Consider the following 22,826-nt stretch of genomic DNA (forward strand, 5'->3'; position numbering starts at 1 on the left):
ATGACGGACTATTTCACGAGCAACCACTTCGAGTTGTTGAACAAGTGGGCAGGACACAAGCGTGACGAGTCCAACCCCGAGCAAAACCAAGCTTACGATGATCTGAAAAAAGCCTATGCAGTCACACAGGCATGGGCTAACAAACTCAAGACCACACTGTTTCCAGTAGGGCGCGTCGAAATTCGCAAGCGGCCTACCAACCAGGGTAATCATTTCTCTGGCTACAACTGGGCGAAAATTTACCCCTCACCGGAAGCGCCTAAGGAACTGGCCATTACCGTAGGGATCGATGCCGACGACGGCTTTGTGGTCAAGATCGATACCGTCGGGCTGGGCGAGTCTAGTAAAACGCGCAAAACCTACTTAGCCCTGCGAGGCGACTATTACAACGCTCCCTTTGTAACAACAATGCCCGCAGGCGATGGTTTGGAAAAATCGCTGGACCAGCTCACCGAATGGAGCGCTGAAGCCATCCGCAACTTCAAGCTGCATTACGAAGAGTTAGTAGCCAAAATGAATCTGAGTAAGTCACTGGACGACGAAGACCTGCTCAAGCACTTCGACAGCAAGCCAGCATTTCAGACCTTCCGCGCCTCATGGACTCCAGAGGACAAAGCGGAGTTCTGTCGATTGGCGCGTGCTGTACATATGGCCGGCTTGGACTGGTGGCACTCGAGCAAAGATATTCAGGTGCGATTTGGCCGCAAGAACCCCGGAAGCGAACGGGCGATTGGCGTACTTGGCATTGTGCGGGGCACGCGAGTGCGGAAGCTCTCCTGGAAGCGTGAGGTGGGCGCCCTCCCCATCCTCCACCGTGAGCCGCTAACTAATGAACTGCTCACGAAGATTGAAGCATCCCTTGCCGACAAGCATGATTTACCCAACGACTGGCTATTACTTGAAGCCGAACGACCTGGACTATGGCCAGATCAACTGAGGGACGATCCGGTGGAAGACAACGATGAGACTGGCGAAGACGACATTGCTGATTCTGATGCGATAAGGCTTCCTCTCAATCGTATCTACTACGGCCCACCTGGCACAGGCAAGACATACGAATTGTCGAAGCTAATGAAGCGAGAGTATGAGCAAGTCACGACCTCGGTATCCAAGGAAGAATGGCAAAATCAGTTTGTGAGCGAAAGGATTGCGAGCCTTACCTGGTGGGAGGCAATCGCAGCAACTCTGTACCACTTGGGCGGGAAAGCAAGTGTCGATCTCTTGCTTGATCACCCATTCATGAAATCGATTGCCGCCGCCAAAAGCACGAACAAGAGTGTGCGAAACACGGTTTGGGGTGCTCTCCAATACCATGCTATCGAGTCCTCCGAAACCATCAAGATGAGCAAGCGAATGGCACCGGCTGTCTTCGATAAGCTATCGGACTCATCATGGATACTAACTGGAGACTGGGCGGACGCAGCTGCCAATCTGAAGCGGCTGGTAGACGAGTACAATGCCGGTCCTCCCTCAGCCGAATACATCAAGCGTTACAGTTTCGTCACCTTCCATCAATCTTACGGGTACGAGGAGTTCGTGGAAGGTCTGCGTCCGGTTCTCGAAGGCGATGCGGAATCCGGTGAAGTCCAATACGAGATCCGCGCTGGTGTCTTCAAGGACTTGTGCCGCAAAGCACGTATGGCGCCAGATCAGCAGTTCGCGATGGTAATCGACGAGATCAACCGGGGAAACATCAGCAAGATCTTTGGCGAGCTGATCACTTTGATCGAACCTGATAAACGCGAAGGTGCTAAAAACGCCATCTCGGTGACGTTACCGTATTCCGGAGAGAGTTTTTCGGTACCAGCCAATGTCGACATTGTCGGCACTATGAACACGGCAGACCGATCCCTTGCGTTGCTGGACACCGCGTTACGTCGCCGATTCGAGTTTGTGCCGTTAATGCCGGACGCTCGCGACGAGCCAGGCGCGCCGCTTGCAAACCTTCGAGTCAGTCTGGGGGAGCAAGTAATGGATGTGCCTCGTATGCTTGATGCAATAAACCAGCGCATCGAGATGCTCTACGACCGCGACCATTGCATCGGCCATGCGTACTTCACAGCATTAGCGCTAGTGCCTGATGGAGACGAGCGATTTGTAGCCCTGCAACAGGTGTTCAGCACACGTATTCTGCCCCTGCTCGAAGAGTACTTTTTCGAAGACTGGCAAAAGATCCGCCTTGTCTTAGCAGACAATCAGAAATCCCAAGCCGCACGCTTTATCGTTGAGGGTGAAGATCAGGAGGATGATCTGGCTCGCCTGTTCGGCAGCGATCATGGCATGGACAGCTATTCCACTAAGCGCCACTACGCTCTGCAGAAGGCTGCCCTCTCTAATCCGGATGCCTACATTGGCATCTACAAGACGCTGTCGACCTGAAGGCGGAGGCACGTGAGCGGAATATCGATTTACGAATTTGACGTGTTGATGGCAGCGACTTCGACTGGCTCGTTGTCCGAGGGTCTGCACATTATCCCGGATACGGTCTACGCATGGCTAGAACGCCAGTGCCTGCGGGCCTCCAACGACAGTAAGCCAGCGTGGCTGCGCCTGACTCAACGGCGCGGGCATCGAGCCGTTCAGGTCACTAGTTTTGTTGGAGTGATACGTGCACCAGACGGTTACCAAATCGAGGTACTGCCGAAAGTCGGAAAAGTAATAGGTGCGGGCGCCTCGAAGGCTCGTCAGCTGTTGATCGAAATGCTCTGCTGCCTTCAAGAGTTTCGCCACCTCCAAACTGACACCGCCAACCTCGCCGCGGCACGAATGCCCTTACTGGAAGTTTTTATTGCCGAGTTCCTACGCACCGTCGGGCATATCGTCAAACAAGGCCTGCGCAGCACCTATACCACTCAGCAAAGCAACTTGTTTGCCCTTCGCGGCAAACTGATGATGGCATCCCATCTGCGGCAAAACCTTTGCAGGGCGGACCGGTTCTTTACAGAGCACGACGAGTTCTCGATTAATCGTCCGGAAAACCGTTTATTACACACCGCATTGCAACGAATCCTGCAACTGACGGCATCTCAGACACATCAGCAACTGGCTCGAGAACTGAGATTTGTCTTCGCAGAGGTCCCGATTTCATCAGACCCTAATATGGACTTCCAGCGGGTACGCCTTGAGCGGGGCATGGGTTACTACGAAGAAGCACTCGCTTGGTCAAAGTTGATTCTAGAACAGCAATCACCCATGACAGGCCGCGGAGGCAATCACGCTCCGTCGCTGCTGTTCCCAATGGAGGCAGTGTTCGAAGCGTTCGTCTCCAAGCATATAGCGAAGCAACTGGCGAGGCCGCTTCACCTGAAAACCCAAGCACGCAGCCATCACTTGGTTCGCCATCAAGAACAGAATTGGTTTTGTCTAAAACCAGACCTGTTGATCAAGGATGCCAAGAAAGATGTGCTGGTTCTCGATACAAAGTGGAAACTGCTCGATGGTCTCAAGGCAAATGGGACGAATAAATACGGCCTCGCACAGGGTGACTTCTATCAATTGCAGGCCTATGGGCAAAGCTATCTGAATGGGTCGGGAGATGTGGTGCTGATTTACCCTAAGACTGGGGCATTTGATCGACCGCTACCAGTATTCGAGTTCCCCAAGACAGGTGGGCTGCGGCTATGGGTACTGCCTTTTTGCTTGAAGTCACGCCAGCTGTTGGTCCCTAGCGATGCGCCGTTCAAAATGGTGTTCAAAGACTTGTTTGAGCGGGTTACTTAAGTAGCGGGCTGAACTGGGTTTGGCAAACCCGCGAGAGATGGCCTCGTTAGCTTGGCCAGTTCGGATAACAGATGTTCTTGTCGGCCATGCCTACAGGACGGCAATGAGGCATGTTGCTCAATTCAGCTCTGCCTGTATTCCAACTGGTATTCCAGAAAATTTTACAAACCCAAATTAGTCATTTAGATCAAATGCCTAAGTAATGAATTCAACTTCCCCCGGCCCACCAAATGATCAAACAAAGACGTCCACGGACGTCTTTTTTTGTGCCTGCAACTCCTCTCCCCCCCTTCCAAATCCCCCTCCCCTTCCCCCAACAAGAATGATGGCCTTCTGCCCTAAAGTCCCCCCCCTCCCAGCCGATAACCTAACGCTCCCCCAAACCACGCGACTGAACGGAATCTCAGCGTTGGAAACAAAACACTTCAGCTTCACCACTCAATCCTTCAGCGCCAGCACCATCGCCAACGTGTTTATCCACGGCTACTCGGCGGGCCATAACCTGGGTGATCGTACTCTTCTGTCCAGCCAGATCCCGCAAGCGCTGGACGGTGACATCAACCTCCTGGCGTTCTGGCGCTCCAGCCACTATTCCTCAATCAGTTCGATGTCACGCAACGTCATCATGGGCGCTTCGCGATTGCATCCCGGTGCGGGTATTGCTGCATTTGCTCTGGATCGGTCGGTGCATTTCGCGGTGGTTCGCAAGCGGGCGAACCGCATTGGCGAAGCGCTGCTTGAGGAGCTGGAGGCCCATCTGCTGGAGCACTATCCGTATGTCACCCACGTCAATCTGGTCGGCCATTCCCTGGGCGGGCGGGTGGTGGTCAGTGCGTTGCGCAAGCTGGCCAGCCATCCCGAGTCTTGTGAGCTGATCATCGGCGATGTGCTGTTGATGGCTGCGGCAGTCGAGGTTTCGGCAGACGAGGCCCAGGCATTGAACAACTGCGCGGCGGGGCGGGTGATTAACGCCTATTCAAAATCCGATGCCATCTTGTTGATGAATGTGGATGAGACCTGCGTGGGTCGACACGAGGTACCGCACTTTAAAAATGTCGAAATGACCGACTTCGGCCACTTGGACTATTGGCCCAAGCTGCATGACGTCTTGCTGCGCACTCGGTTCGCGGGTTTTAGCGGCCAGCGGCTCGGCGCGGTGATGTCGCAGGACCCAATCCACACTGACGCGCTGCTCTACGGTCTGATGCAAAGCGCGCCAGCAGCCGTGCTGGAGCAAGGCATCAAGCACCTTAAAAGCAGCAGTTGGGTGTCCTTCGACGAGCAGAAGCCGCTGTATTCCTTCATCCAGGAACTGCAGCTGCTGGGCGGGCATTGCCTGGCCAATTTGACCCGCGGGCGCGGCCTTGCCTATGCCAACGTGCTCGATGGGTTAGTCAGTCATTTCGACTTGGGCAATGGCCGGCAAACCTGTAGCTCCGTAGTAGAGCTCGAAGCCCTGCTGATTCGACAAGTGTTCGATAACGCGTTTCCAGATGGCCATGCGTTCAGCCGTTCAACGATTGCCGTGGTCAAGGCCATGCCCGCCGACACCTACTTCAAACATGTGGACGCGTTGGCGGAACGGCTGACCCTGGCCTCTTACCTCAAGAGCCCGTCAACCCCACCGCAGGCTGAGCCGTCAGGCGAGTTGGCGGTTACCCGTGGCGAGATCAACCTGAGCGGCCTCGCCACCTGGAATGTGGTTTCGGCGCTCCCGAGCCTGCTGGACATGACCCCGGTGGGGCGCTGGATGACCAATTTGAAGACCGCCTTGAAGCCCGGTTATTCGGCACTGGTGCCGGTGGTCGCCGTGGTGTTTTTTGCACGTGTGCATTGGGGTAACGAGCGTGGATTCAAGCACCCATGACCCCTCCTATGCACGCGTTTGATTTTCCAAGCCTGGAGTAGATATGCCCATCGGAAGACCGCTGGCCAAGGCCGAGCCACATAGCAAGGAGCAAGCGCCCGCAGCACCGGCGTATGACTTTGAAGTCATTGTTCCCAGATACAACCTGGATGACGTCGTGGTCAACAGCCACACCAAAGACGAAATTCTCTCTGCGATTGCCCTGCGCAAAGACAGTGAATTCGTCTACAAGACCCTCGGCTTCGCCAGCACCCACAAGATGTCAGACAAATTCGTACTGAATTTTTATGGCGAGCCCGGCACTGGTAAAACCATCACGGCGCACGCGGTTGCCCAAGCGTTTGGCAAGGATCTGCTGGTCGTCGACTACTCACAGATTGAATCGAAGTATGTGGGCGACACGCCGAAGAACCTGAAGAAGGTGTTTGATTTCGCCAAGGAAATGGACTGTGTGATTTTCTTCGACGAGGCCGATGCCATCTTGAGTCGACGTGTCACCAACATGACCAGCGCCACCGATACCAGTGTCAACCAGACCCGCTCGGTACTTCTGAACATCTTGAATGACTTCAGCGGCATCCTGATTTTCGCCACGAACTTCATCTCCAACTACGACCCCGCCTTCATGCGCCGGATCGCCAAGCACATCCACTTCAAGCTACCGGACCATGACAACCGCGTCGCGCTGTTCCAACGCTACATCCCGCAACCGCTGCAAGCCGGCCTGGCGCTGGAAACCTATGCACAGGCGGCGCAGGGATTGAGTGCGGCGGACATCGAGAACATCACACTGATGGCCGCCTTCAAGGCCGCTTACAAGCAGTCGACCTGCCTTTGCGAAGAGGACATTTTGAAGGAAATAAACAACACCCTTGCCAGCAAACAGGCAAACGCAAAAAGCGAATACACAACTACAACCAAAGTGGTCTCCAAGGACTACGTCGAAAAGCAAACAGGGATGGTGCTGGAATGATTCCATTTATTTTGTTGGGCGCGGCACTGTTCGCCGGCGCCGTGGTGGTCTCTGCATTTTGGGACAAGATAAAGAACTTTCTGGAAGCCTCCGTCAAACACGTACGCCAAATCGTCAAAGCAACCATCGTCGGCCTGACCGCCTACATCAAAACCCAGAATGTGGTTGCCGGGATTGCCGCAGGCTTACAGGCGCTGAACAAGTTCTACTCGAAAAATGAAGATCAGCAGTGGGAAGAAACCGTCACCACGCGGACCATTCCCGCATCAGATGTGCCCGAGCATATTCGCCGCAAGCTGGAAAGCACCCAAGCGCCGGTGGACATTTCAGAAGACATTGCCAAAGAACTCAAGCTGGAGCTGTAACTCATGAATCACGACGACAAGACATTGGGTGGCGCCCTGCTGGAAGACTTCAAGAAGGCGGTCAAGCTGGGCTTGAGAGAGTTGCTCAAAGAGGGCGAAAAACTGATCAAGGAAGGCCAAGTCTCAGTCGATGACTACCTGGCTCAAAAAACCACTGGCCTCGACCCCTACATTCTTCACGAGCAAACAGCCAAACAGTTGGACTTCGTATCAGGTGAGGTTTTCATTGCGCTGCAGGACGAGGATAAGTTCGTCTTTGGCGTAGACCTTTACTTCACGGACGCCAATAAACAATGGGTTAAAAGCGCTCACATCGATACGCCGAAATCCTTGGACCTCTACTTCTTGAAAGAGGACCAGGCGCGTATCCGCGCCGAGAAAAAAATCGCCTACACGTACGACAAACCAACGGCCTGATGCCTTAAGCGGAGCGTGCCGGTGCACGCTCTCCACTGTTCTATTTGTCGGATAGCAGAGTCACCATGATCATTATTGTCTACGGGTTTTTATTGCTGCTGGCGATCGGCTTCGCGGGGATCATCCTCAAACACGCCTGGTCCGTCACCAAGTGGGTATCGATCTGCGCGCTGGGCATTGTGACCCTGCCTATCAGCATCCCTTACCTGATCATCAAGGCCTACCGCGACGGCGTGAAGAACCGCGAACTGCTGAAAAAAATCCCTGCCGCCTTGCAGCGTCAAGACTTCCTCCAAGCCCTGCGGCTCATCAAGGAACACAACCCTGATGACCTCAAGGCCACGATGGAATTGATCGCCCAAGAAGGCCTCGACCTGCGTGCGCTGAAGGAGGATCTGAAAGCGCGTTATACCCAAGCGGTGGAAGCCGAGATCAAGACACGCCTGGACGTTTTGGAGGGCAGCAACTTTATCGAACTCTCCAGCCTGCTGCGGCCGCTGAAGCCTATTTACCAGCAGTATCTGCTAGAAAAAGGCGACTTCCCAACCCCGCAAAAAATCGTCGAAGCCAAGTTCAAAAGCAAAGAACTCGAACTGGAAAAACCGCGCACTCAAGACGAAGAAAAACCGGTGTTCCTGGTCCGTCGCCGCATGCAGGATGAGTTCGCGGATGCGATTGAAATCTGAGTTGCAAACAGCCCGCAATCTGACACCGCTGAGCTAGCCTTCCACCGGAATCATCGCCTGCAACAACTCCAACTTGCGCTGCAACTGCGCAACGTGTTCACGCTCGGCACGTAATGCCGAGCGCAGTTCGCGGTTCTCCACTTCCCAGATCTGCGCCCAGCGCAGGTCTTTCTGGTAGTGCGCAACCATCTTCCACAGTTCGCTCAGTTTCAGGCAATGCTGGATCAGCACCAGCAGGATGATCCCCATCACCACCAATGCCCCCGTCGAAACCACTTCCGACATACTCATGTTCACGTCCTTTCAGGCCTTCGAGGTATTTCGAAGACAGCAACACGATATGTAGTGATTCACGACAGGTCTAGAATGTAGACTTATACAGGTAAAGTATTCACACACATGGAGCAGCCATGAAACGCAAGCAATCCATCGAGCAAGTGCGCTGGGACCTGGCACTTCGCTATCGCCTCATCGAGACCGTCGCCTGGTGGGAAGGCCGGCTGACCACGGGGCACTTGATGCAGAGCTTTGGCATCAGCCGCCAGCAGGCCTCCAAGGACATCAACACCTACATCAATGAACATGCGCCCCGAAACTTGACATATGACAAGCAGCTGAAGGGCTACGTACCGAGCAAACACTTCAAGCCGCGGTTCATCGAGGACAGCGCCAGTGCCTATTTGCACCTGCTGTACCAGAACAATGAACGGGCGCCGCACATCGATGGGCTGGCCCTGGCCTACGCCCACACCAAGGTGCTGGAAGTGCCCGACCGGCCAATCCGTCCGGAAATCCTGCGGCCGTTGCTCAAGGCCTGTCGCGACGGTTTGCGCCTGGAGACCGAGTACGTTTCGTTCAACACGCCAAACGTGGAAATCCGCCTGATCGCCCCGCACACCCTGGTGTACACCGGCATGCGCTGGCACGTGCGCGCCTATTGCGAGAAGAACCGCCAGTACCGTGACTTTGTGCTGAGCCGCCTGCGCGGCGAGCCGGAGTTGCTCGACGCGTCAGCGTACACACGCGAGCAAGATGACGACTGGAACACCGAAGTGCCGATCATCTTCGCCCCTGACAGCCGCTTGAACACTGCGCAGCAGGCGATCATCGAAACCGACTTCGGCATGACCGATGGGCAACTGGTGGTCGCCAGCCGCAAGGCGTTGGTGCGGTACGTGTTGCGCCGCTATCAGATCGACCCGCGAAACCTGGCCACCACGCCAGAGGCGCAGCAGATTGTGGTCAGCAACCTCAAAGAGCTGCGGCCGTGGCTTACGTTTGATTGAGGGCTGCGCGCAAACGTCGAGGCGATAGAACGCCTCAGGCGTCGAGGTCGCAATCACCGAAGAACCGCTCGAACAGCGGCGTAGGCAGGTATTGCGCGTTGAGCAGGCCAAAGTGCTGGCCGACGTTGCGGCCCAGGTGCATCAGGGTGTTTGCGGTATCGGGCGTACCGGCATAACCCGCGCTCACGATAGATGCGACGCGTGCCTTGCCAGTTGTTTCACGCTGGTACGCCCGCCCCGTGATCAACACATCGACCAGGCACACACTGACCCGTTCATCCCCCAAGGCAAAGGGTTCCAGCACCTCGCTCGCAAGGGCTGCACGCAAGCCGTCCTCACCACCTGCCACGATCCGTTCAAGCACTTCAAGCGAGCAGTCGAAGAGGTCGAACTCCTGCATGGAAAACGCAAAGCAGTAACCCTGCGCGGTCCCGCGAGAGATAGAGCGATGGGTCGACAGCCAATCAACGAACGGTGCTTTTTCCGGTTCGCCGCCGTTGCGGTAATACTCCAGGTAGTCCTTGATAGCCTGATCGAACGTGTTCCCCGTCGGCACCCACCCCGTGCTGTCAGCTTTACGCGCCTTCTGACCTGCAACCGGCACGACAACCTGCGGCGCCAGTCCAAAACAACGCAAGTCATACCCCAACACAAACAGGCTGGCCTCAAACGCATGGCAGCGCGCGGGCAACGCCCCTTGGTCGGCGAACCAGTTCGTACGCCCCAGCAGCTCTCGGATGATCCATCCCAGGCGCACCTGCGAGCGGGCCCAGGTTTCATAGCTGATCGACGAAAACTGCCGCGCCGCCAACCCGTTCACAAACGCGCCCGGGTTGCGCAATTGGCTGCCACGGGCACCACCGGAGGGAAACGCCAGCAACGGTTTGCCGCCGCCGCTCCACTGTTGGCGAAACAACGAATACAACATCCCCATCGCCGCCCCCACACGGCTGTCATAAATCGGCGACCCCGACGCATCCAGCAGGGCATGGATCTTGGTCAGGCCCGCATCAAAACGCTGGACGCTGCTGGCGTTGAGGTCATCCAGGTCCTGCTCACCGTCGAGCGCTATCAGCCCGGCCATCTTGCGCAAATACGCCGACAATTCCCCGTTGGTCGCCAATCGCTGCAAAAACGGAATGGCCCCGCGTACCCCGCCCCAACGCAGCACCTGCAAGCAGGCTTGCAGCGCTTGCGGCTCGTCACCCGCGTCGACTGCGCGTTTAAGCCAAGCGCCCAACTGTCCAAGGGACTGCCGGGTCTGCACCCAGCTCTGCGAATTGACGCTCTGCTGGTGGGCATCCTGCCAGCTGGCCTTCCAGCGGTAGTGCCCGATCACCTGCTCGAAGCCCTGCACCTGAGCAATCAAGCCACCGGGCACAAACTTGCTGGCCTTGAAGTTCAGGTTGAAGGTCAGCGTCGGCAAATTGGCCTGCAACCATTCAACAAACGACGCGACTTCAGGTTGTGTCAGGAACTGTTCACGCTTCATGCAGACTGCCTTATGGCTGATATTGAATCGCCACACCCTAAGTAAAACAGCAGGTCGCGTCCACGTTGTGCGTTCATACAGGTAAACAAAAAGAGCAGGTCGTGAAACTCAATCGCGATGGGGCACGAACTTCGGTATAGGTTGGTTCCGCACGCACTTCCCATTACCCTAGCGCCCTCTATCAGACAACCGGAAGTCCGATACCCGTGTTCAAGCCCCTTGCTGTCCTGACCCTCGCCTGCACCCCTTTGCTCGCCACTGCCGCCGACCTGGCCGGCGTGTGGACCGGCACCCTGGGCAAGTCCGCGATCACCGCGTGTTTCAACGGCGCCCACGGCGCCAATGGCAGCTACTACTACCAGCGTATCCTCAGCCCGATTCAGTTGACCCAGGCCAACGCGAGCGAGCCCTGGGTAGAAGACGGGCAAACCGGGTTCTGGCAGTTGGACGACCCTCACGGCGACACACTCACCGGCACCTGGAGCAAGGCCATAGGCGGCAAAGGCCTGGCATTGCGCCTAAAACGTGCGGACGCGGAGGGTTGCGCCAGCGACAGTTACAACAACCCGCTCGAAGCGTCGCCGCCGCCGGTAACGGTGGAAAAGAAGACCTTCAACGAACACGCCTATCAGGTCAAAACCCAGGGCGGGCAAGTCACCCTGAGTCTCGACGGCGACGGCCCGGCCATCAGCAAGATCAACGCAGACCTCGCGCGCATGGCCATCAGCCCCGAAGGCCAGGCGCAGTTCTACCGAGAGCGCCGCAACGCCCTGGACCAGAGCGGCGGCACCTACACCAGTGAGATCACGGTGGAGCCGTTCTACTGGTCCTCGCAGTGGATCACCGTGCGGTTCTACCACTGGGCGGCAGGCTACGGCCGTGGCGGCATCAGTTGGGGCCTGCACAGCTGGAACCTGCACACCGGCGAGAGCGTCGACCCGTGGACATGGCTCGGCGGCCAGGCGCAGTGGGACAGCCCCTACTCCGGCCAAGTCCAGCTGCCGGCCACGTTCAGCGCCTGGCTGGCCAAACAAACCAGCGTCGACGAAGGCTGCCCGGCGGTCACCAGTTACTCCACCTTCGACTTGAGCTTCAACACCGAGGGCCTGCAACTCTCCACCCCCGCCCAAGGCGACGGTTGTGACAACGAGTTGAGCTTCACCTGGGAGCAACTGGCGCCGGTCCTGACGGCACAAGGTAAAGCGGCACTACCGAGCTTGCAGGCACCGTAAGAGACTTGGGCGTAGAAAAATCCCGCGCTCATTCACGAAATATTCAGAATCGCCGACCGATACTAGCCCATTGCAATGACCGCTCCCCCCGAGCGCTCCCTCGCCCTGGTAGCCAGAATCCATGACGCGTCCTGTTCCTCTGCTGCTCCTGCTTGTTGCCCTGTTGTTCTTCTTTGCCCTTGGCAGCCACGAACTGCAAGGTTCTACCGAAGCCCGCGTCGCCGGGATCGCAATGGCCATGCACCTGGACAACAACTGGGTCGTGCCGCAACTGTTTCGCGAACCCTTCCTGGAAAAACCGCCCCTGAGCCTGTGGCTCGACGCCGGGGCGATTCGCCTGTTCGGCGGCACCACCTGGGCGGTACGCCTGGCCTCGGCATTTGCCGGTTTGTTCAGCGTGATGCTGTTCTACGGGATGCTGCGCAAGTTCGGCCGCCCGCAGACCCTGGCGTTCAGCGCCGCGCTGATCCTTGCGACCATGGCCAGTTACTGGAGCAACGTACGCGGCGTGGGTGAAGACTCGCTGCTCAGCCTCGGCGTCACCACCGCGCTGCTGGGGTTCTACCAGGCGATGCGTCCTGAGAACCAAGGCTCCAAGTCCGGCGCCTGGGCGCTGTTTACCCTCGGCATGGTGATCGCCACCCTGAGTAAAGGCGTGCTGGGCCTGGCGATGCCGGGCATCGTGATCTTCGTGTATCTGGTCGTTACAAGCGTGATCGACAAACGCCTGCGCATCGGCGACTGGCTCAAGCCCGGGCTGTTCACCTTGCTGGCGTTGGTGCCGCTGCTGATCTGGCTGGGGTTCCTGTTTCAACGTGGCGGTATGCAGGCCGTCGGCGAAGTGCTGTGGACCAACAGCGTCGGGCGCTTCAGCGGTTCGTTCGTCGAGGCTGGGCACTACGAACCGTTCTACTACTACCTTGCCAAGCTGCCCGAAGCCTTTCTGCCGTGGAATATCCTGGTGTACCTGGGCCTGTGGCACTTGCGTAAGAGCCTGGCACGCAATCGCTACTTGCTGTTTTTTTGCATCTGGCTGGTGGCGCAATTCACCCTGCTGACGCTGGCTTCGAGCAAGCGCACCGTGTACCTGATGTCGCTCACGCCAGCCGCCGCGGTGCTCGCGGCAGAATATGCGCGGGTGCTGCTGGACCGCCTGAAAGACCGCAAGCCCGCACTCTACCGCTACCATCGGCAGGTGATCGGCGGCGTGTTCGCCGTACTGATTGCCAGCTATATGAGCGCTGCATTCGTGTTCGCGCCCAAGGCCGACAAGCGCGAGTCATTCGTGCCGGTGATCAGCCAGCTCCAGGCGCTGCAAGCAGAAGGTCGAGAAGTGGCGATGTTTCAGCCCAACGAGCGGATTGCCGGCGCCGGGGTTTTTTATATGCAGGGCTATGTGCCGCTCCTGCAAACCGAGGCCGAGTTGCAGGCATTCCTCAGCGCCAAACCCGGCAACGTTGCGTTGACGGATCAAACCAGTGTGCTGAAGGAACCGGTGAAGGTCATCAAGGAGATGGCGATCAGTCGCAAGCCTTACTACTTCATAGAGCAGTAAGGCCTGCGTGGGGGATCAGTGCTTGGTCAGCTTGTCCAGGTAACCCATGGCAAACGCCGAGACGACGAAGGTCATGTGAATGATCACGTACCACATCAGGTGTTGTGGATCGACGTTCTTGGCGTCCATGAAGATGCGCAGCAAGTGGATGGAGGAAATCGCCACGATGGACGCCGCCACTTTCATCTTCAGCGAGGAAGAGTCCATGGTGCCCAGCCAGTTGAGCTTTTCCTTGTTGTCATCGATGTCCAGTTGCGAGACAAAGTTCTCGTAGCCGGAGATCATCACCATCACCAGCAAACCACCGACCAGCGCCATGTCGATCAACGACAGCAGCAGCAGGATGACGTCGGCTTCCAACATGGTGAACACGTTGGGCAGCACGTGGATGATTTCCTGGAAGAACTTCAGCGCCAGGATCAGCAAGCCCAGGGACAACCCCAGGTAAATCGGCGCCAGCAGCCAGCGTGAGGCGTACATAGTATTTTCGATAAAGCGTTCCATGGGATCTCACACAGCGTGGCTAAAAATGGCGGCGATTATACCAGCCGCTGTCAAACACCTGTAACCGCGAGAAAACTGACCTGGCCGGCACTTGTAAGAGAATTTTTCTGCTAGTGTCGAGGCCATTAAATCGGCTCGATGATGTCGGACAGGAAGACTCAGATGATGGATGTGCGATCCCCTTTGGCCAACATCGGCCTGTGTGCGGCGTTGCTGATGGCCAGCGGCTGCTCCCCCAAAGATGAGCAGAAGCAGGCCACCCTCGAAGAGAAAACCGCGAAGTTCGAGCAATCCCTCGACAGCATCCAGGACCCCAAACTGCGCGACGCCATCGCCGACCTTGGCGGCTCGCTGCTGTTGCTGGAACGGGCGCGGGTCAAACTCGCCGACAAACCCGTCGAAGCCGAATACGGTGAAAACTCCCTCGCCCTGCTAACGCATTACCCTACGCCCCAGGCGCTGGTGGACACCTATATCAACGGCCTTTTCGTACTGCGCAAAGCCTCGCATTCCGACTACCTGACGGATCTGCAGCCGGTCTTCCCGTTCAGCTTCAATGCCCCGGACCAATTCCCCTTCCCCCATGGGCTGGAATGGCAGTCGGTCACGCTGAGCAACAACAAAGTCATCCCATTCCAGCCGGAATGGTCGGAAACCGACCCTGGCATCCAGTTGAGCCCCAGCAGTTCCAACCTGACCAACCCCGATGATCTGACAGTAACCTACCCGTTCATCGAAGGCGTCGAGACGGAAAACAAAAGCCAGCCACAGCCCGTCAGCCTCAAGGGCACGGTAGAAGTGGTCGCGCCGGGCAAGCTGCTGAACTTCGAGCTGTCGAAACAGGACGTCGGCCGCACCCGCACCGACGGCACTGTGAGCCTCAAGCTGTTGTTACTGGAAAAGAACTACGCCGAAATCGAGATGACCAACAGCGCGCCACTCGCCGCAGAAGTGGGCGACGAATCGCCCAACCCATTGCTGGTACAAGCGCAAGACAGCACCGGGCAATTCCTCACGCGTTCGGGTTCGATCAACGAAAGCGCAGCGCAGGTGGCGTTCTACGAGAAACAACTGGCCGAGATGCAAAAGCAGACGGCCTGGTCGGATGCGTTCGAGAAAAAACTCGTCGATGAGCAGAAAGCCTTCGAACACAAACAAACCAGCCACTACGCCAAAGTCTATTTCAATGGCGTGATCGACAAGCTACACGTCAACGTGCTGGATTTCTCCACCGCCACGCTCACCCGCAAAGACCTTGATCTACCAGTGCTGCGCTTCGACAAGAACAGCCTGCAGAAAACCGTGCAAGCCTTGCCGATGCCGGTCACGGTGTATGACGACGGCGCCGCCGGTTGGCTCAAAGACGCGAGCATGACCGAAGACCAGCTGAAAAACAGCGTCACCATCAGCCAGTCGACCGAAGACGCGAGTGCCGCCCATATCGTGTTCGACCACCCGTTCACCTTCAATGACGACCTGGTCGGCGCCGAGCGCAACAGCAGCGAATCGCCGATTACCTTCTTCACCGCCGATGACAAGGGCGAGCGCGGTGAGCCGATCGAGTTGCCGACCGAAGCCTTCGAGCTGAACCCGGCACGCGGCACGCTGACCTACGACCTCAACCTGTTCCCGGAAAACCCGGCGTTTGTGGTGGGCTCGGTGCCGCTGTTCCTCGCCACCATCGACAAAGCCACGATTGATGTCGCCAAGCTGCCCAAGGGCCTGTCGCTCAAGGACAACGCGCTGATTGTCGACCAGAAGGAATTCCCCGCCGACAGCTGGCGCTTTTATGCCAAGGACGCCAGTGGCAACTACCTCAAGGAAATTCTCGGTGTGAGCCACCGCGCCGAGGAATTCGGCACGGCGATGTTTGACGTGCACTATTTCTACGGCCAGCCAACCACCCTGGAAAGCTACCAGCGCACTGACCTGAGCACCGTGCAATACGGTTTCGAGGTCAAGCTGGACAAGCCCGAGAGCAAATAGCGCTCAGTGCTGGGTGTCGCCATTGAGCTGTCGCAGATGGGCCTGCATGTGCAGGCTCCAGATCTGCGGGTCGCCCGCCTTCTCATAGCCATGGGAAGTGAGGCTGTCGACGATTGATTCCAGCATGCTTTCCGCCACAAAAGGCCCATGGAACGGGCCTTGGGACTTGATGGTGGACGGCTGCTCACCGGTCATTCCGGCGGCAAACAACAAGGTCCACAGCCCGTTATCCCCCGCGAGAGGGCGAATGGAGCATTCGATACGGGTGACCAGGCCAAAACACTGGCGGGTAAGGCAAAGGTTGCGCGACATGGCGGCGACCCTCGTTAGATCGGCGTTCAGCCTCGATCACACACGGCGAGGCTGTTTCTATCCTGCGACTCCTGTAGAAATCCCTTGAGCAGAGAATAGAATAAAATCGCTACAAACCAAGACCGTAGAGACCAACGGCCATCACCCCCCCTCCACCGCCAATTTTATGACTGTAGTGAGCGGGCTTGCCCCGCGCCGGATGGCGAAGCCGCCCCAAACGGAACGCCGCGGTGTTTCAGACAGACCGCGGCGTATGGATTTGGGGCGGCTTCGCCACCCGGCGCGGGGCTTGCCCGCTCACTACAACGTCAGGTCGGCTTGGTTTCGGCCAGCGCCTCCTGCGCCAGCTCCTTCTCCGCGTCCTTCAGGTCTTCCTCGCTGATCATCTCCGCGATCACGCGCAAACGCTCAACCACCCGCGCATTGACGGAGCCTTCCGGGAACTGCCCTTCTTCATCCGGCGCACCGGCCGGCTCGCCCACCAGCAGGCTCAAGGCTTCGTCCGCCTGACGTACCGCATAGATATGGAACTGCCCGGCACGCACGGCCTGCAACACCTTCTCATCGAGCATCAGCGTGGCGACGTTGGCCTGGGGAATGATCGCCCCCTGCTCGCCGGTCAAGCCGCGGGCTTCGCAAAGACGGAAGAAGCCTTCGATCTTTTCGTTGACCCCGCCCACCGCCTGCACTTCGCCGAACTGGTTGATCGAGCCGGTGATGGCAAAGCACTGCTTGAGCGGCGTCTTCGACAGGGCCGAGATCAGGGTGCACGCCTCGCCCAGGGACGCGCTGTCACCGTCCACATAACCGTAGGACTGTTCTAGCGCAATACTCGCCGAAATCGCCAGCGGGAACTCCTGGGCATAACGGCTCCCCAGGTAACCCGTGAGGATCATCACGCCCTTGGAGTGAATCGGCTGGCCAAGGTTGACCTCACGCTCGATGTCGACAATACCGCTGCCGCCCGGGTACACCGTGGCGGAAATCCGCGCCGGCACGCCGAAGGCCGAATCGCCGACTTCCAGCACCGTGAGCCCGTTGCACTTGCCCACGGCCGCGCCGTCAGTGTCGATCAGGATGACGCCGGCGAGCATGTCGTCGAGAATCCGCGCCGACACACGCCCGGTGCGCGTGGCCTTGGCCTTGAGTGCGCGCTCGATATGCCCGGCGTCGGTCATTTCATCGCTGGCCAGGTGACGAATGAAATCGGCCTCACTGACCAGTTGGAACAAATCCCCAATCCGCGCCGACAAGCGCCCCTGGTGTTCCGCCAACCGCGCGCTGTACGTGGCCAACCGCGCCACCGCGTCCGAGGTCAGCGGTGCCATGCCTTCTTCCGAGGTGCGGGTCTTGAGCAACTGGGCGAACTGCTCCAGGCTCTCGTCGACCATCGGGATGTCCTCGTCGAAGTCCACCAGCACGCGGAACATCTCCTGGAAGTCCGGATCGGCGTCCTGCAACGCGTAATACAGCTGGCGCGAACCAATGATGATCACCTTGACCTGCAACGGGATCATCTGCGGGTTGAGGGTCACGGTAGCCAGGCGGCCCAGTTCGCCCAACGGCGACTCCATCTTGAGTTTGCGCGATTGCAGGGAACGCTTGAGGGCGTCCCACACAAACGGTTCGCCGAGCATTTTCTCGGCCTCAAGGATCAGGAAACCACCGTTGGCACGGTGCAATGCGCCGGGACGCAGCTGGCGATAAGTGGTGTAGAGCGCGCCCTGGTCGGTGCTGTATTCGATCCGACCGAACAGGTTGTCGTAGGTCGGATGCGGTTCAAACACCACCGGCGCGCCGCCGTTGACCGGATGGCCCACCACCAGGCTCGGGCAGTACTGCTCTTCGAGCAGCTTGCGCGCCTGGGCGTCGGTCTTGGCGTCATCGACCAGTTGCTCGACCACGGTCTTGAGCAGGTACACCTGCATGGCTTGCAGGTAACCGCAGACGCCAGCATTTTCCGCGTACTTTTCCGACAGCGGCGCAAGCAGAGGCTGCAGGGCCAGGGTGATGGTTTCTTCGTTGAACTGGCGCAGTTGGTTGTTCGACTCACGCTTCCATTGCGGCAGGCTCGCCAACTCTTCGTTGAGGCGCTCCTCCAGCTCGGAAATATCGGTGTGGAAGCGCTCGCGGTCAGCTTCCGGCAACTGCGAAAACTCCGCCTCGTCCAGCGCCTTGCCGTCGAGCATCGGGGTGAAGGCGATGTTGGAGCTGTCGCGGTACAGCGCCACGTCCTTTTCCAGGGCCAGGCGCTCGATCACGTCCAGGGCCTTGTCGTAGCGCTGGTTGAAGGCGCGGTCGATCGCACTTTTGCGCTGCTGGTAGGTCGGGTGCTCGAAAACGGCCGGGAAGGTCGCCACCAAGTTGTCGACCAGGCCGTTGATGTCGGCAATGAACGCTGCCGCCGCACCGCCTGGCAATTCCAGGGCACGCGGCTCGCGAGGTTCATCGAAATTATTGACGTAGACCCAGTCCGATGGGGTCTGCAGGCGTTTACCTTCGGCCTTCAGGTAGCGTTTGACGAACGAAAAGCGACCGGTCCCCGGCTCGCCCATGACAAACACGTTGTAACCGGGGCGTGGCATGGCCACACCGAACTGCAAGGCTTCAACCGCACGTTCCTGGCCAAGCACACCGCGAAAGGGCTCCAAATCATTGGTGGTCGAGAAGCTGAACTGTTCAGCGGAGAAAGGGCGAGTCAGCGCTTCGGGCGCTAGACGCAAGCTGGCAGCAACAGGATCAGGCATCGGGCTTCCTTACATCAGGCGGGGCAGATGACGGCATTCTGGCTCTCGCTTGCGCGCTCTGGCAAGGCGCGACGTTGGGAAAGCTCGGATACGTAACAGGTCCTACATAAAAATCGCGAAAACTCTGATTGTTAGTAAAAAATCACGGAACCCCTGGAACCTGCCTAAACTCCAAACTGCGCGGGTCGGACAAATAATAACTGGCCCCTGAGGCGCTGCAACGCGCCTGACCCTTGTCCATTGGTTTGCACACAAAGAGAAAAAAGCTATGAAACGGATCCTTCTCGGTACTCTCTTCACCGTTGTCTCCCTCAATGCAATGGCAGAATCCCCAGGCGGCCCGAACTGCGGTTGGGGCAACATGCTGTTCGAAGGCCAACGCGGTACGCCGGCACACTTCCTCGCCTCCACCACCAACGGCACGTCCGGTAACGCCACTTTCGGCATGACTTCGGGCACCAACGGTTGCAGCACCAACAGCGCCCTGACCTACGGCGGCAAGTCCTGGATTGCCATGAACGGCATGATGAACGAGCTGTCCGAAGACATGGCCAAGGGCAATGGCGAAGCACTGACCACCTACGCGGTGGTACTGGGTGTGGCGCCAGAAGATCGCGAGCACTTCGCGGCCGTGACCCACGAACACTTCCAGCAGATCTTCAGCAAGGCTGACGTGACCGCTGACGACGTGCACAACAACACCCTCGCTGTCCTGAAAAGTGATGCACGCTTGGCGAAATACGCAACCCAAGCTTAAGCTCGACCAGCCCGCGCCTCCCCAGGCGCGGGTTTTACGTTTGGACCCGCTCCCCTTTTGGGTCTCACTTTTTCCGACTTAAGTTGCCCTTATGCTCAAACGCCTTGCCTGGATGGCACTCTTCGCCTGCGCCCCGCTGTACGCGGCCCCGCATCTTGATGATCAACGTTTGCAGCAACTGGCCAACGACCCGTTCTGGCTGTCTCTGGGCCATTACGAAGCCGGTAAAATCAGTGGCTGGCGCAGCTATGTCAGCGACCAGAAATTCTTCCTCGCCGCCGACGGCGCGCACCACCCGGATGCCGAACTCAAGGCGACCGTCGACGCGCTGTATGCGCCCGCAAGCCTGGGTGAAAAACACGCCCAATGCGTCTACCCCGCACGTACCCGCTGGCTCAAGGATCAATTGCACCTGACCGGCCTGCCCGCCGTGGACTGCAGCGAATTCAAGCAATGGTTCAAGGACGTCGCGCCCCACAGCGCGGTGATGATCTTCCCGGCGGCCTACCTCAACAGCCCGTCGTCGATGTTCGGTCACACCCTGCTGCGCATCGACCAGGCCGACGTGCAACGAGACAACACCGCGCTGCTCAGCTACGCGATCAACTTCGGCGCGTATATCGAAGGCTCGGACAACAGCATCCTCTACGCCTGGAAAGGCCTGATGGGCGGCTATCCCGGCCTGTTTGCGCTGGTCCCCTACCAGGAAAAGCTTTCCGAGTACCGTAGCCTCGAAAACCGCGACCTGTGGGAATACCGCCTCAACCTGACCCAGGTCGAGACCGAGCGCATGGTCGAGCACGTGTGGGAGCTCAAGCAGATCAAGTTCGACTACTTCTTCTTCGACGAAAACTGCTCCTATCGCCTGCTGGAATTGCTGCAAGTCGCCCGCCCCGGCCTGCGCCTGACCGAACAGTTCCCACTGACCGCGATCCCCACCGACACGGTCAAGGCCGTCAAGGACGCCGGCCTTGTCGAGAAGATCGACTACCGCCCATCGCGCGAACGCGAGCTGCTGGAACGCGCCAAGCCCCTGGACAGCGATGAGCAGCAATGGGTGCTGAAGGTCAGCGAAGAACAGAAACACTTGCAGGACCCCGCGTTCAAGGCGCTCGCCAAAGACCGCCAAGCCCTGATCATCGACGCCGCCTACCGCCTGGGCCGCTACCGCGCCAACGGCCTGGAGCGTGACCCGGCCCGCTCCCAGCGCAGCTTCGAACTGCTGCGCGCAATCAACCAGAACCCGGCACCGGACCTGAAGATCCAGCCGCCAGGCCTGCCGGAAAACGGTCATGAGTCACGCACCTGGCAAGCCGGCATCGGCACCCGGGGTGACAAAGCCTTTGGCGAATACGGCCTGCGCATGGCCTACCACGACCTCAACGACAACGCCGAAGGCTTCCCCCTCGGCGCGCAGATCGAAATCCTGCAAATGAAACTGCGCCAGTACGAAGGCAACCACTGGCAATTGCAGCAACTGGACCTGGCCACCATCCGCTCCCTGACCCCGCGCAACGCCTTGCTGCAACCGTTGTCCTGGCAAGTCACCGGCGGCCTGGAGCGCGTACCGGGCAAACACGACGACGAAACCCTTGTCGCCCACGTCAACGGCGGCGCCGGCGGCACCTGGCAACTGCGCGACGACATGCTCGGCTTCGCCCTCGGCACCGTGCGCGTGGAACACAACAACGACTTCAACGAGGCCATCTCCCCGGCGGCAGGGTTCAACACCGGCGTGCTGTGGAAAAACCCGCTGGGCAACCTGAGCCTGGAAGCCAGGGGGGATTTCTTTACCAATGGCGAAGTACGCCGTAGTCTCAGCCTGAACCAGCAGTGGGAATTGTCGCGCAACCTGGGCCTGCGCCTGAGTGCGCAGCGTGAGTACAGCCACCTGTCGACCCCCATCAACGAGGTGATGCTCGAAGTGAAGTGGTACCACTACTGACCCCGCCCCAAAGCCCGACACAGATCAAAAATGAGGGAGCGGGCTTGCTCGCGAATGCAGAGTATCAGCCACTTGCGTATCGACTGCCCCACCGCATTCGCGGGCAAGCCCGCTCCCACATCGGGCCCGCATCCATTCAGATACACCTAAAGGAGCTCAACCAACATGGCCGTTACCTGCACCACCCTCGAACACGTGCGCAGCAACATCGACCGCCTCGACCAGCAAATCGTCACCCTGCTGGCAGAGCGCGGCAACTATGTCTCCCAGGCCGCGCGCTTCAAAAAAGACACCGATAGCGTCAAGGCGCCCCAACGGGTTGAACAGGTAATCGCCAAGGTGCGGGACTTGTCCCACACGCTCGGCGCAAACCCGGACGTTACCGAACAGGTCTATCGCGCCATGATTGCGGCGTTTATCCAGCAGGAGCTGGCTGAGCATGCGAAGCTCGGAGAAGTCAGCTAAAAAATGTGGGAGGGGGCGTGCACATTTACCCCGCGCCCAACAGCTTTCTCACCTCCCTTTCACACCCCCCCGACAATTCCCTATCTAGACTTATCCCCATCAGCCGGTAAGCGGCCAGGGAGTTCGTCATGTGGCGGTATGCGGTATTGCTGTGCGCGGTGGTGTGGTTGTCGGGTTGCCAGTCGACCCATCAGGAGTTATTGGCCAAGGGCTACCCCCCGGCCTTTGCCGATGGCTTTGACGACGGCTGCAGCAGCGGGCGGCAAGCGGCCGGGGTGATCAGTGGGGAGTTTCGCAAGAACGTCCCGCGTTATCTGAAGGATCGCGAGTACGCCGAAGGCTGGGAGGACGGCTTCCGCCAGTGCAAGGCCATGCGTGAGAACGAAGAGTTGCGCGACTACAAGGACAATCACTGGGACGACCGTGAGCGCGCCTGGCAGCATGAGAAGGACCGCGACGCCGCCAAGGCCTATCGTTCGCAATAGGTCGCTTTCAGACATCCACTGAAACTAAAGCG

20 protein-coding genes are annotated in these 22,826 nt (G+C 58.4%); 15 read left to right on the plus strand and 5 right to left on the minus strand.

The genetic code is table 11. From position 1 onward, the window contains the following. The 7 genes from PSH81_RS23180 (at position 1) to PSH81_RS23210 (ending at position 8,028) form a co-directional block, all read left to right on the plus strand. Positions 1-2,379, plus strand: coding sequence for an McrB family protein (locus tag PSH81_RS23180; protein ID WP_305391550.1), 2,379 nt, complete (start codon positions 1-3; stop codon positions 2,377-2,379). Between the two features lie 12 nt (positions 2,380-2,391). Continuing rightward, positions 2,392-3,720 carry an McrC family protein gene (locus PSH81_RS23185; protein ID WP_305391551.1) on the plus strand — a complete coding sequence of 443 codons (1,329 nt, stop codon included), beginning with the start codon at positions 2,392-2,394 and terminating at the stop codon, positions 3,718-3,720. A gap of 409 nt (positions 3,721-4,129) precedes the next feature. Continuing rightward, positions 4,130-5,587: a DUF726 domain-containing protein gene (locus PSH81_RS23190; RefSeq protein ID WP_226455745.1), complete on the plus strand. Its 1,458-nt coding sequence runs from the start codon at positions 4,130-4,132 to the stop codon at positions 5,585-5,587. Between the two features lie 43 nt (positions 5,588-5,630). Then, a complete protein-coding gene (locus PSH81_RS23195; protein ID WP_226455746.1) occupies positions 5,631-6,560 on the plus strand; it encodes an ATP-binding protein in 930 nt (309 codons plus the stop codon). After that, positions 6,557-6,925: a hypothetical protein gene (locus PSH81_RS23200; RefSeq protein WP_305391552.1), complete on the plus strand. Its 369-nt coding sequence runs from the start codon at positions 6,557-6,559 to the stop codon at positions 6,923-6,925. The genes PSH81_RS23195 and PSH81_RS23200 overlap by 4 nt, the downstream gene beginning before the upstream one ends. Positions 6,926-6,928: 3 nt before the next feature. Beyond that, positions 6,929-7,342 (plus strand): hypothetical protein, encoded by a 414-nt coding sequence (locus tag PSH81_RS23205; RefSeq protein ID WP_305391553.1) that lies wholly within the window; start codon positions 6,929-6,931, stop codon positions 7,340-7,342. Between the two features lie 65 nt (positions 7,343-7,407). Further along, positions 7,408-8,028, plus strand: a complete 621-nt coding sequence (locus PSH81_RS23210) for a hypothetical protein (protein ID WP_226455749.1) — start codon at positions 7,408-7,410, stop codon at positions 8,026-8,028. A 33-nt stretch (positions 8,029-8,061) separates the two neighbouring features. Here PSH81_RS23210 and PSH81_RS23215 read toward each other — a convergent pair whose 3' ends face one another. Beyond that, positions 8,062-8,319: a hypothetical protein gene (locus PSH81_RS23215; protein ID WP_226455750.1), complete on the minus strand. Its 258-nt coding sequence runs from the start codon at positions 8,317-8,319 to the stop codon at positions 8,062-8,064. A gap of 119 nt (positions 8,320-8,438) precedes the next feature. On the opposite strand from PSH81_RS23215, the gene PSH81_RS23220 reads away from it, so the two are divergent. Then, a complete protein-coding gene (locus PSH81_RS23220) occupies positions 8,439-9,314 on the plus strand; it encodes a YafY family protein (RefSeq protein ID WP_305391554.1) in 876 nt (291 codons plus the stop codon). A 34-nt stretch (positions 9,315-9,348) separates the two neighbouring features. Here the strand turns inward: PSH81_RS23220 and PSH81_RS23225 are convergent, their stop codons facing one another. After that, entirely contained in the window at positions 9,349-10,806 is a 1,458-nt protein-coding gene (locus PSH81_RS23225; RefSeq protein WP_305391555.1) for a hypothetical protein, read from the minus strand. A 206-nt stretch (positions 10,807-11,012) separates the two neighbouring features. Between PSH81_RS23225 and PSH81_RS23230 the strand changes: the two genes are divergently transcribed. Further along, entirely contained in the window at positions 11,013-12,038 is a 1,026-nt protein-coding gene (locus PSH81_RS23230; protein ID WP_305391556.1) for a hypothetical protein, read from the plus strand. 121 nt (positions 12,039-12,159) lie between these two features. Then, positions 12,160-13,593: a glycosyltransferase family 39 protein gene (locus PSH81_RS23235; protein ID WP_226455754.1), complete on the plus strand. Its 1,434-nt coding sequence runs from the start codon at positions 12,160-12,162 to the stop codon at positions 13,591-13,593. A 15-nt stretch (positions 13,594-13,608) separates the two neighbouring features. Here the strand turns inward: PSH81_RS23235 and PSH81_RS23240 are convergent, their stop codons facing one another. Beyond that, positions 13,609-14,097: a TIGR00645 family protein gene (locus PSH81_RS23240; RefSeq protein WP_017739158.1), complete on the minus strand. Its 489-nt coding sequence runs from the start codon at positions 14,095-14,097 to the stop codon at positions 13,609-13,611. Positions 14,098-14,259: 162 nt separating this feature from the next. Between PSH81_RS23240 and PSH81_RS23245 the strand changes: the two genes are divergently transcribed. Beyond that, positions 14,260-16,083, plus strand: coding sequence for a hypothetical protein (locus tag PSH81_RS23245; RefSeq protein WP_305391557.1), 1,824 nt, complete (start codon positions 14,260-14,262; stop codon positions 16,081-16,083). Between the two features lie 3 nt (positions 16,084-16,086). Here the strand turns inward: PSH81_RS23245 and PSH81_RS23250 are convergent, their stop codons facing one another. Next, entirely contained in the window at positions 16,087-16,395 is a 309-nt protein-coding gene (locus PSH81_RS23250; RefSeq protein WP_226455756.1) for a hypothetical protein, read from the minus strand. Between the two features lie 308 nt (positions 16,396-16,703). Further along, positions 16,704-19,142, minus strand: a complete 2,439-nt coding sequence (locus PSH81_RS23255) for a Lon protease family protein (protein WP_192298958.1) — start codon at positions 19,140-19,142, stop codon at positions 16,704-16,706. 268 nt (positions 19,143-19,410) lie between these two features. Here PSH81_RS23255 and PSH81_RS23260 point away from each other — a divergent pair, with 268 nt between their 5' ends. The 4 genes from PSH81_RS23260 (at position 19,411) to PSH81_RS23275 (ending at position 22,794) form a co-directional block, all read left to right on the plus strand. Continuing rightward, on the plus strand, positions 19,411-19,899 hold the full coding sequence (locus PSH81_RS23260; RefSeq protein WP_046381990.1) for a DUF3015 domain-containing protein: 489 nt from the start codon (positions 19,411-19,413) through the stop codon (positions 19,897-19,899). A 91-nt stretch (positions 19,900-19,990) separates the two neighbouring features. Continuing rightward, positions 19,991-21,844, plus strand: a complete 1,854-nt coding sequence (locus PSH81_RS23265; protein ID WP_305391558.1) for a DUF4105 domain-containing protein — start codon at positions 19,991-19,993, stop codon at positions 21,842-21,844. A gap of 165 nt (positions 21,845-22,009) precedes the next feature. After that, on the plus strand, positions 22,010-22,309 hold the full coding sequence (locus PSH81_RS23270) for a chorismate mutase (RefSeq protein ID WP_192298960.1): 300 nt from the start codon (positions 22,010-22,012) through the stop codon (positions 22,307-22,309). A 128-nt stretch (positions 22,310-22,437) separates the two neighbouring features. Next, on the plus strand, positions 22,438-22,794 hold the full coding sequence (locus tag PSH81_RS23275; RefSeq protein ID WP_226455759.1) for a hypothetical protein: 357 nt from the start codon (positions 22,438-22,440) through the stop codon (positions 22,792-22,794). Positions 22,795-22,826: the final 32 nt, after the last annotated feature.

The sequence above is a fragment of the Pseudomonas sp. FP2335 genome, from assembly GCF_030687535.1.
Classification (GTDB): domain Bacteria; phylum Pseudomonadota; class Gammaproteobacteria; order Pseudomonadales; family Pseudomonadaceae; genus Aquipseudomonas.

Coding starts and splice junctions, on each gene's coding strand:
- PSH81_RS23225 (WP_305391555.1), bottom strand. CDS start 10,806: ATGAAGCGTGAACAGTTCCTGACACAACCTGAAGTCGCGTCGTTTGTT.
- PSH81_RS23195 (WP_226455746.1), top strand. CDS start 5,631: ATGCCCATCGGAAGACCGCTGGCCAAGGCCGAGCCACATAGCAAGGAG.
- PSH81_RS23205 (WP_305391553.1), top strand. CDS start 6,929: ATGAATCACGACGACAAGACATTGGGTGGCGCCCTGCTGGAAGACTTC.
- PSH81_RS23210 (WP_226455749.1), top strand. CDS start 7,408: ATGATCATTATTGTCTACGGGTTTTTATTGCTGCTGGCGATCGGCTTC.
- PSH81_RS23260 (WP_046381990.1), top strand. CDS start 19,411: ATGAAACGGATCCTTCTCGGTACTCTCTTCACCGTTGTCTCCCTCAAT.
- PSH81_RS23235 (WP_226455754.1), top strand. CDS start 12,160: ATGACGCGTCCTGTTCCTCTGCTGCTCCTGCTTGTTGCCCTGTTGTTC.
- PSH81_RS23180 (WP_305391550.1), top strand. CDS start 1: ATGACGGACTATTTCACGAGCAACCACTTCGAGTTGTTGAACAAGTGG.
- PSH81_RS23265 (WP_305391558.1), top strand. CDS start 19,991: ATGCTCAAACGCCTTGCCTGGATGGCACTCTTCGCCTGCGCCCCGCTG.
- PSH81_RS23200 (WP_305391552.1), top strand. CDS start 6,557: ATGATTCCATTTATTTTGTTGGGCGCGGCACTGTTCGCCGGCGCCGTG.
- PSH81_RS23270 (WP_192298960.1), top strand. CDS start 22,010: ATGGCCGTTACCTGCACCACCCTCGAACACGTGCGCAGCAACATCGAC.
- PSH81_RS23220 (WP_305391554.1), top strand. CDS start 8,439: ATGAAACGCAAGCAATCCATCGAGCAAGTGCGCTGGGACCTGGCACTT.
- PSH81_RS23240 (WP_017739158.1), bottom strand. CDS start 14,097: ATGGAACGCTTTATCGAAAATACTATGTACGCCTCACGCTGGCTGCTG.
- PSH81_RS23250 (WP_226455756.1), bottom strand. CDS start 16,395: ATGTCGCGCAACCTTTGCCTTACCCGCCAGTGTTTTGGCCTGGTCACC.
- PSH81_RS23215 (WP_226455750.1), bottom strand. CDS start 8,319: ATGAGTATGTCGGAAGTGGTTTCGACGGGGGCATTGGTGGTGATGGGG.
- PSH81_RS23245 (WP_305391557.1), top strand. CDS start 14,260: ATGATGGATGTGCGATCCCCTTTGGCCAACATCGGCCTGTGTGCGGCG.
- PSH81_RS23255 (WP_192298958.1), bottom strand. CDS start 19,142: ATGCCTGATCCTGTTGCTGCCAGCTTGCGTCTAGCGCCCGAAGCGCTG.
- PSH81_RS23275 (WP_226455759.1), top strand. CDS start 22,438: ATGTGGCGGTATGCGGTATTGCTGTGCGCGGTGGTGTGGTTGTCGGGT.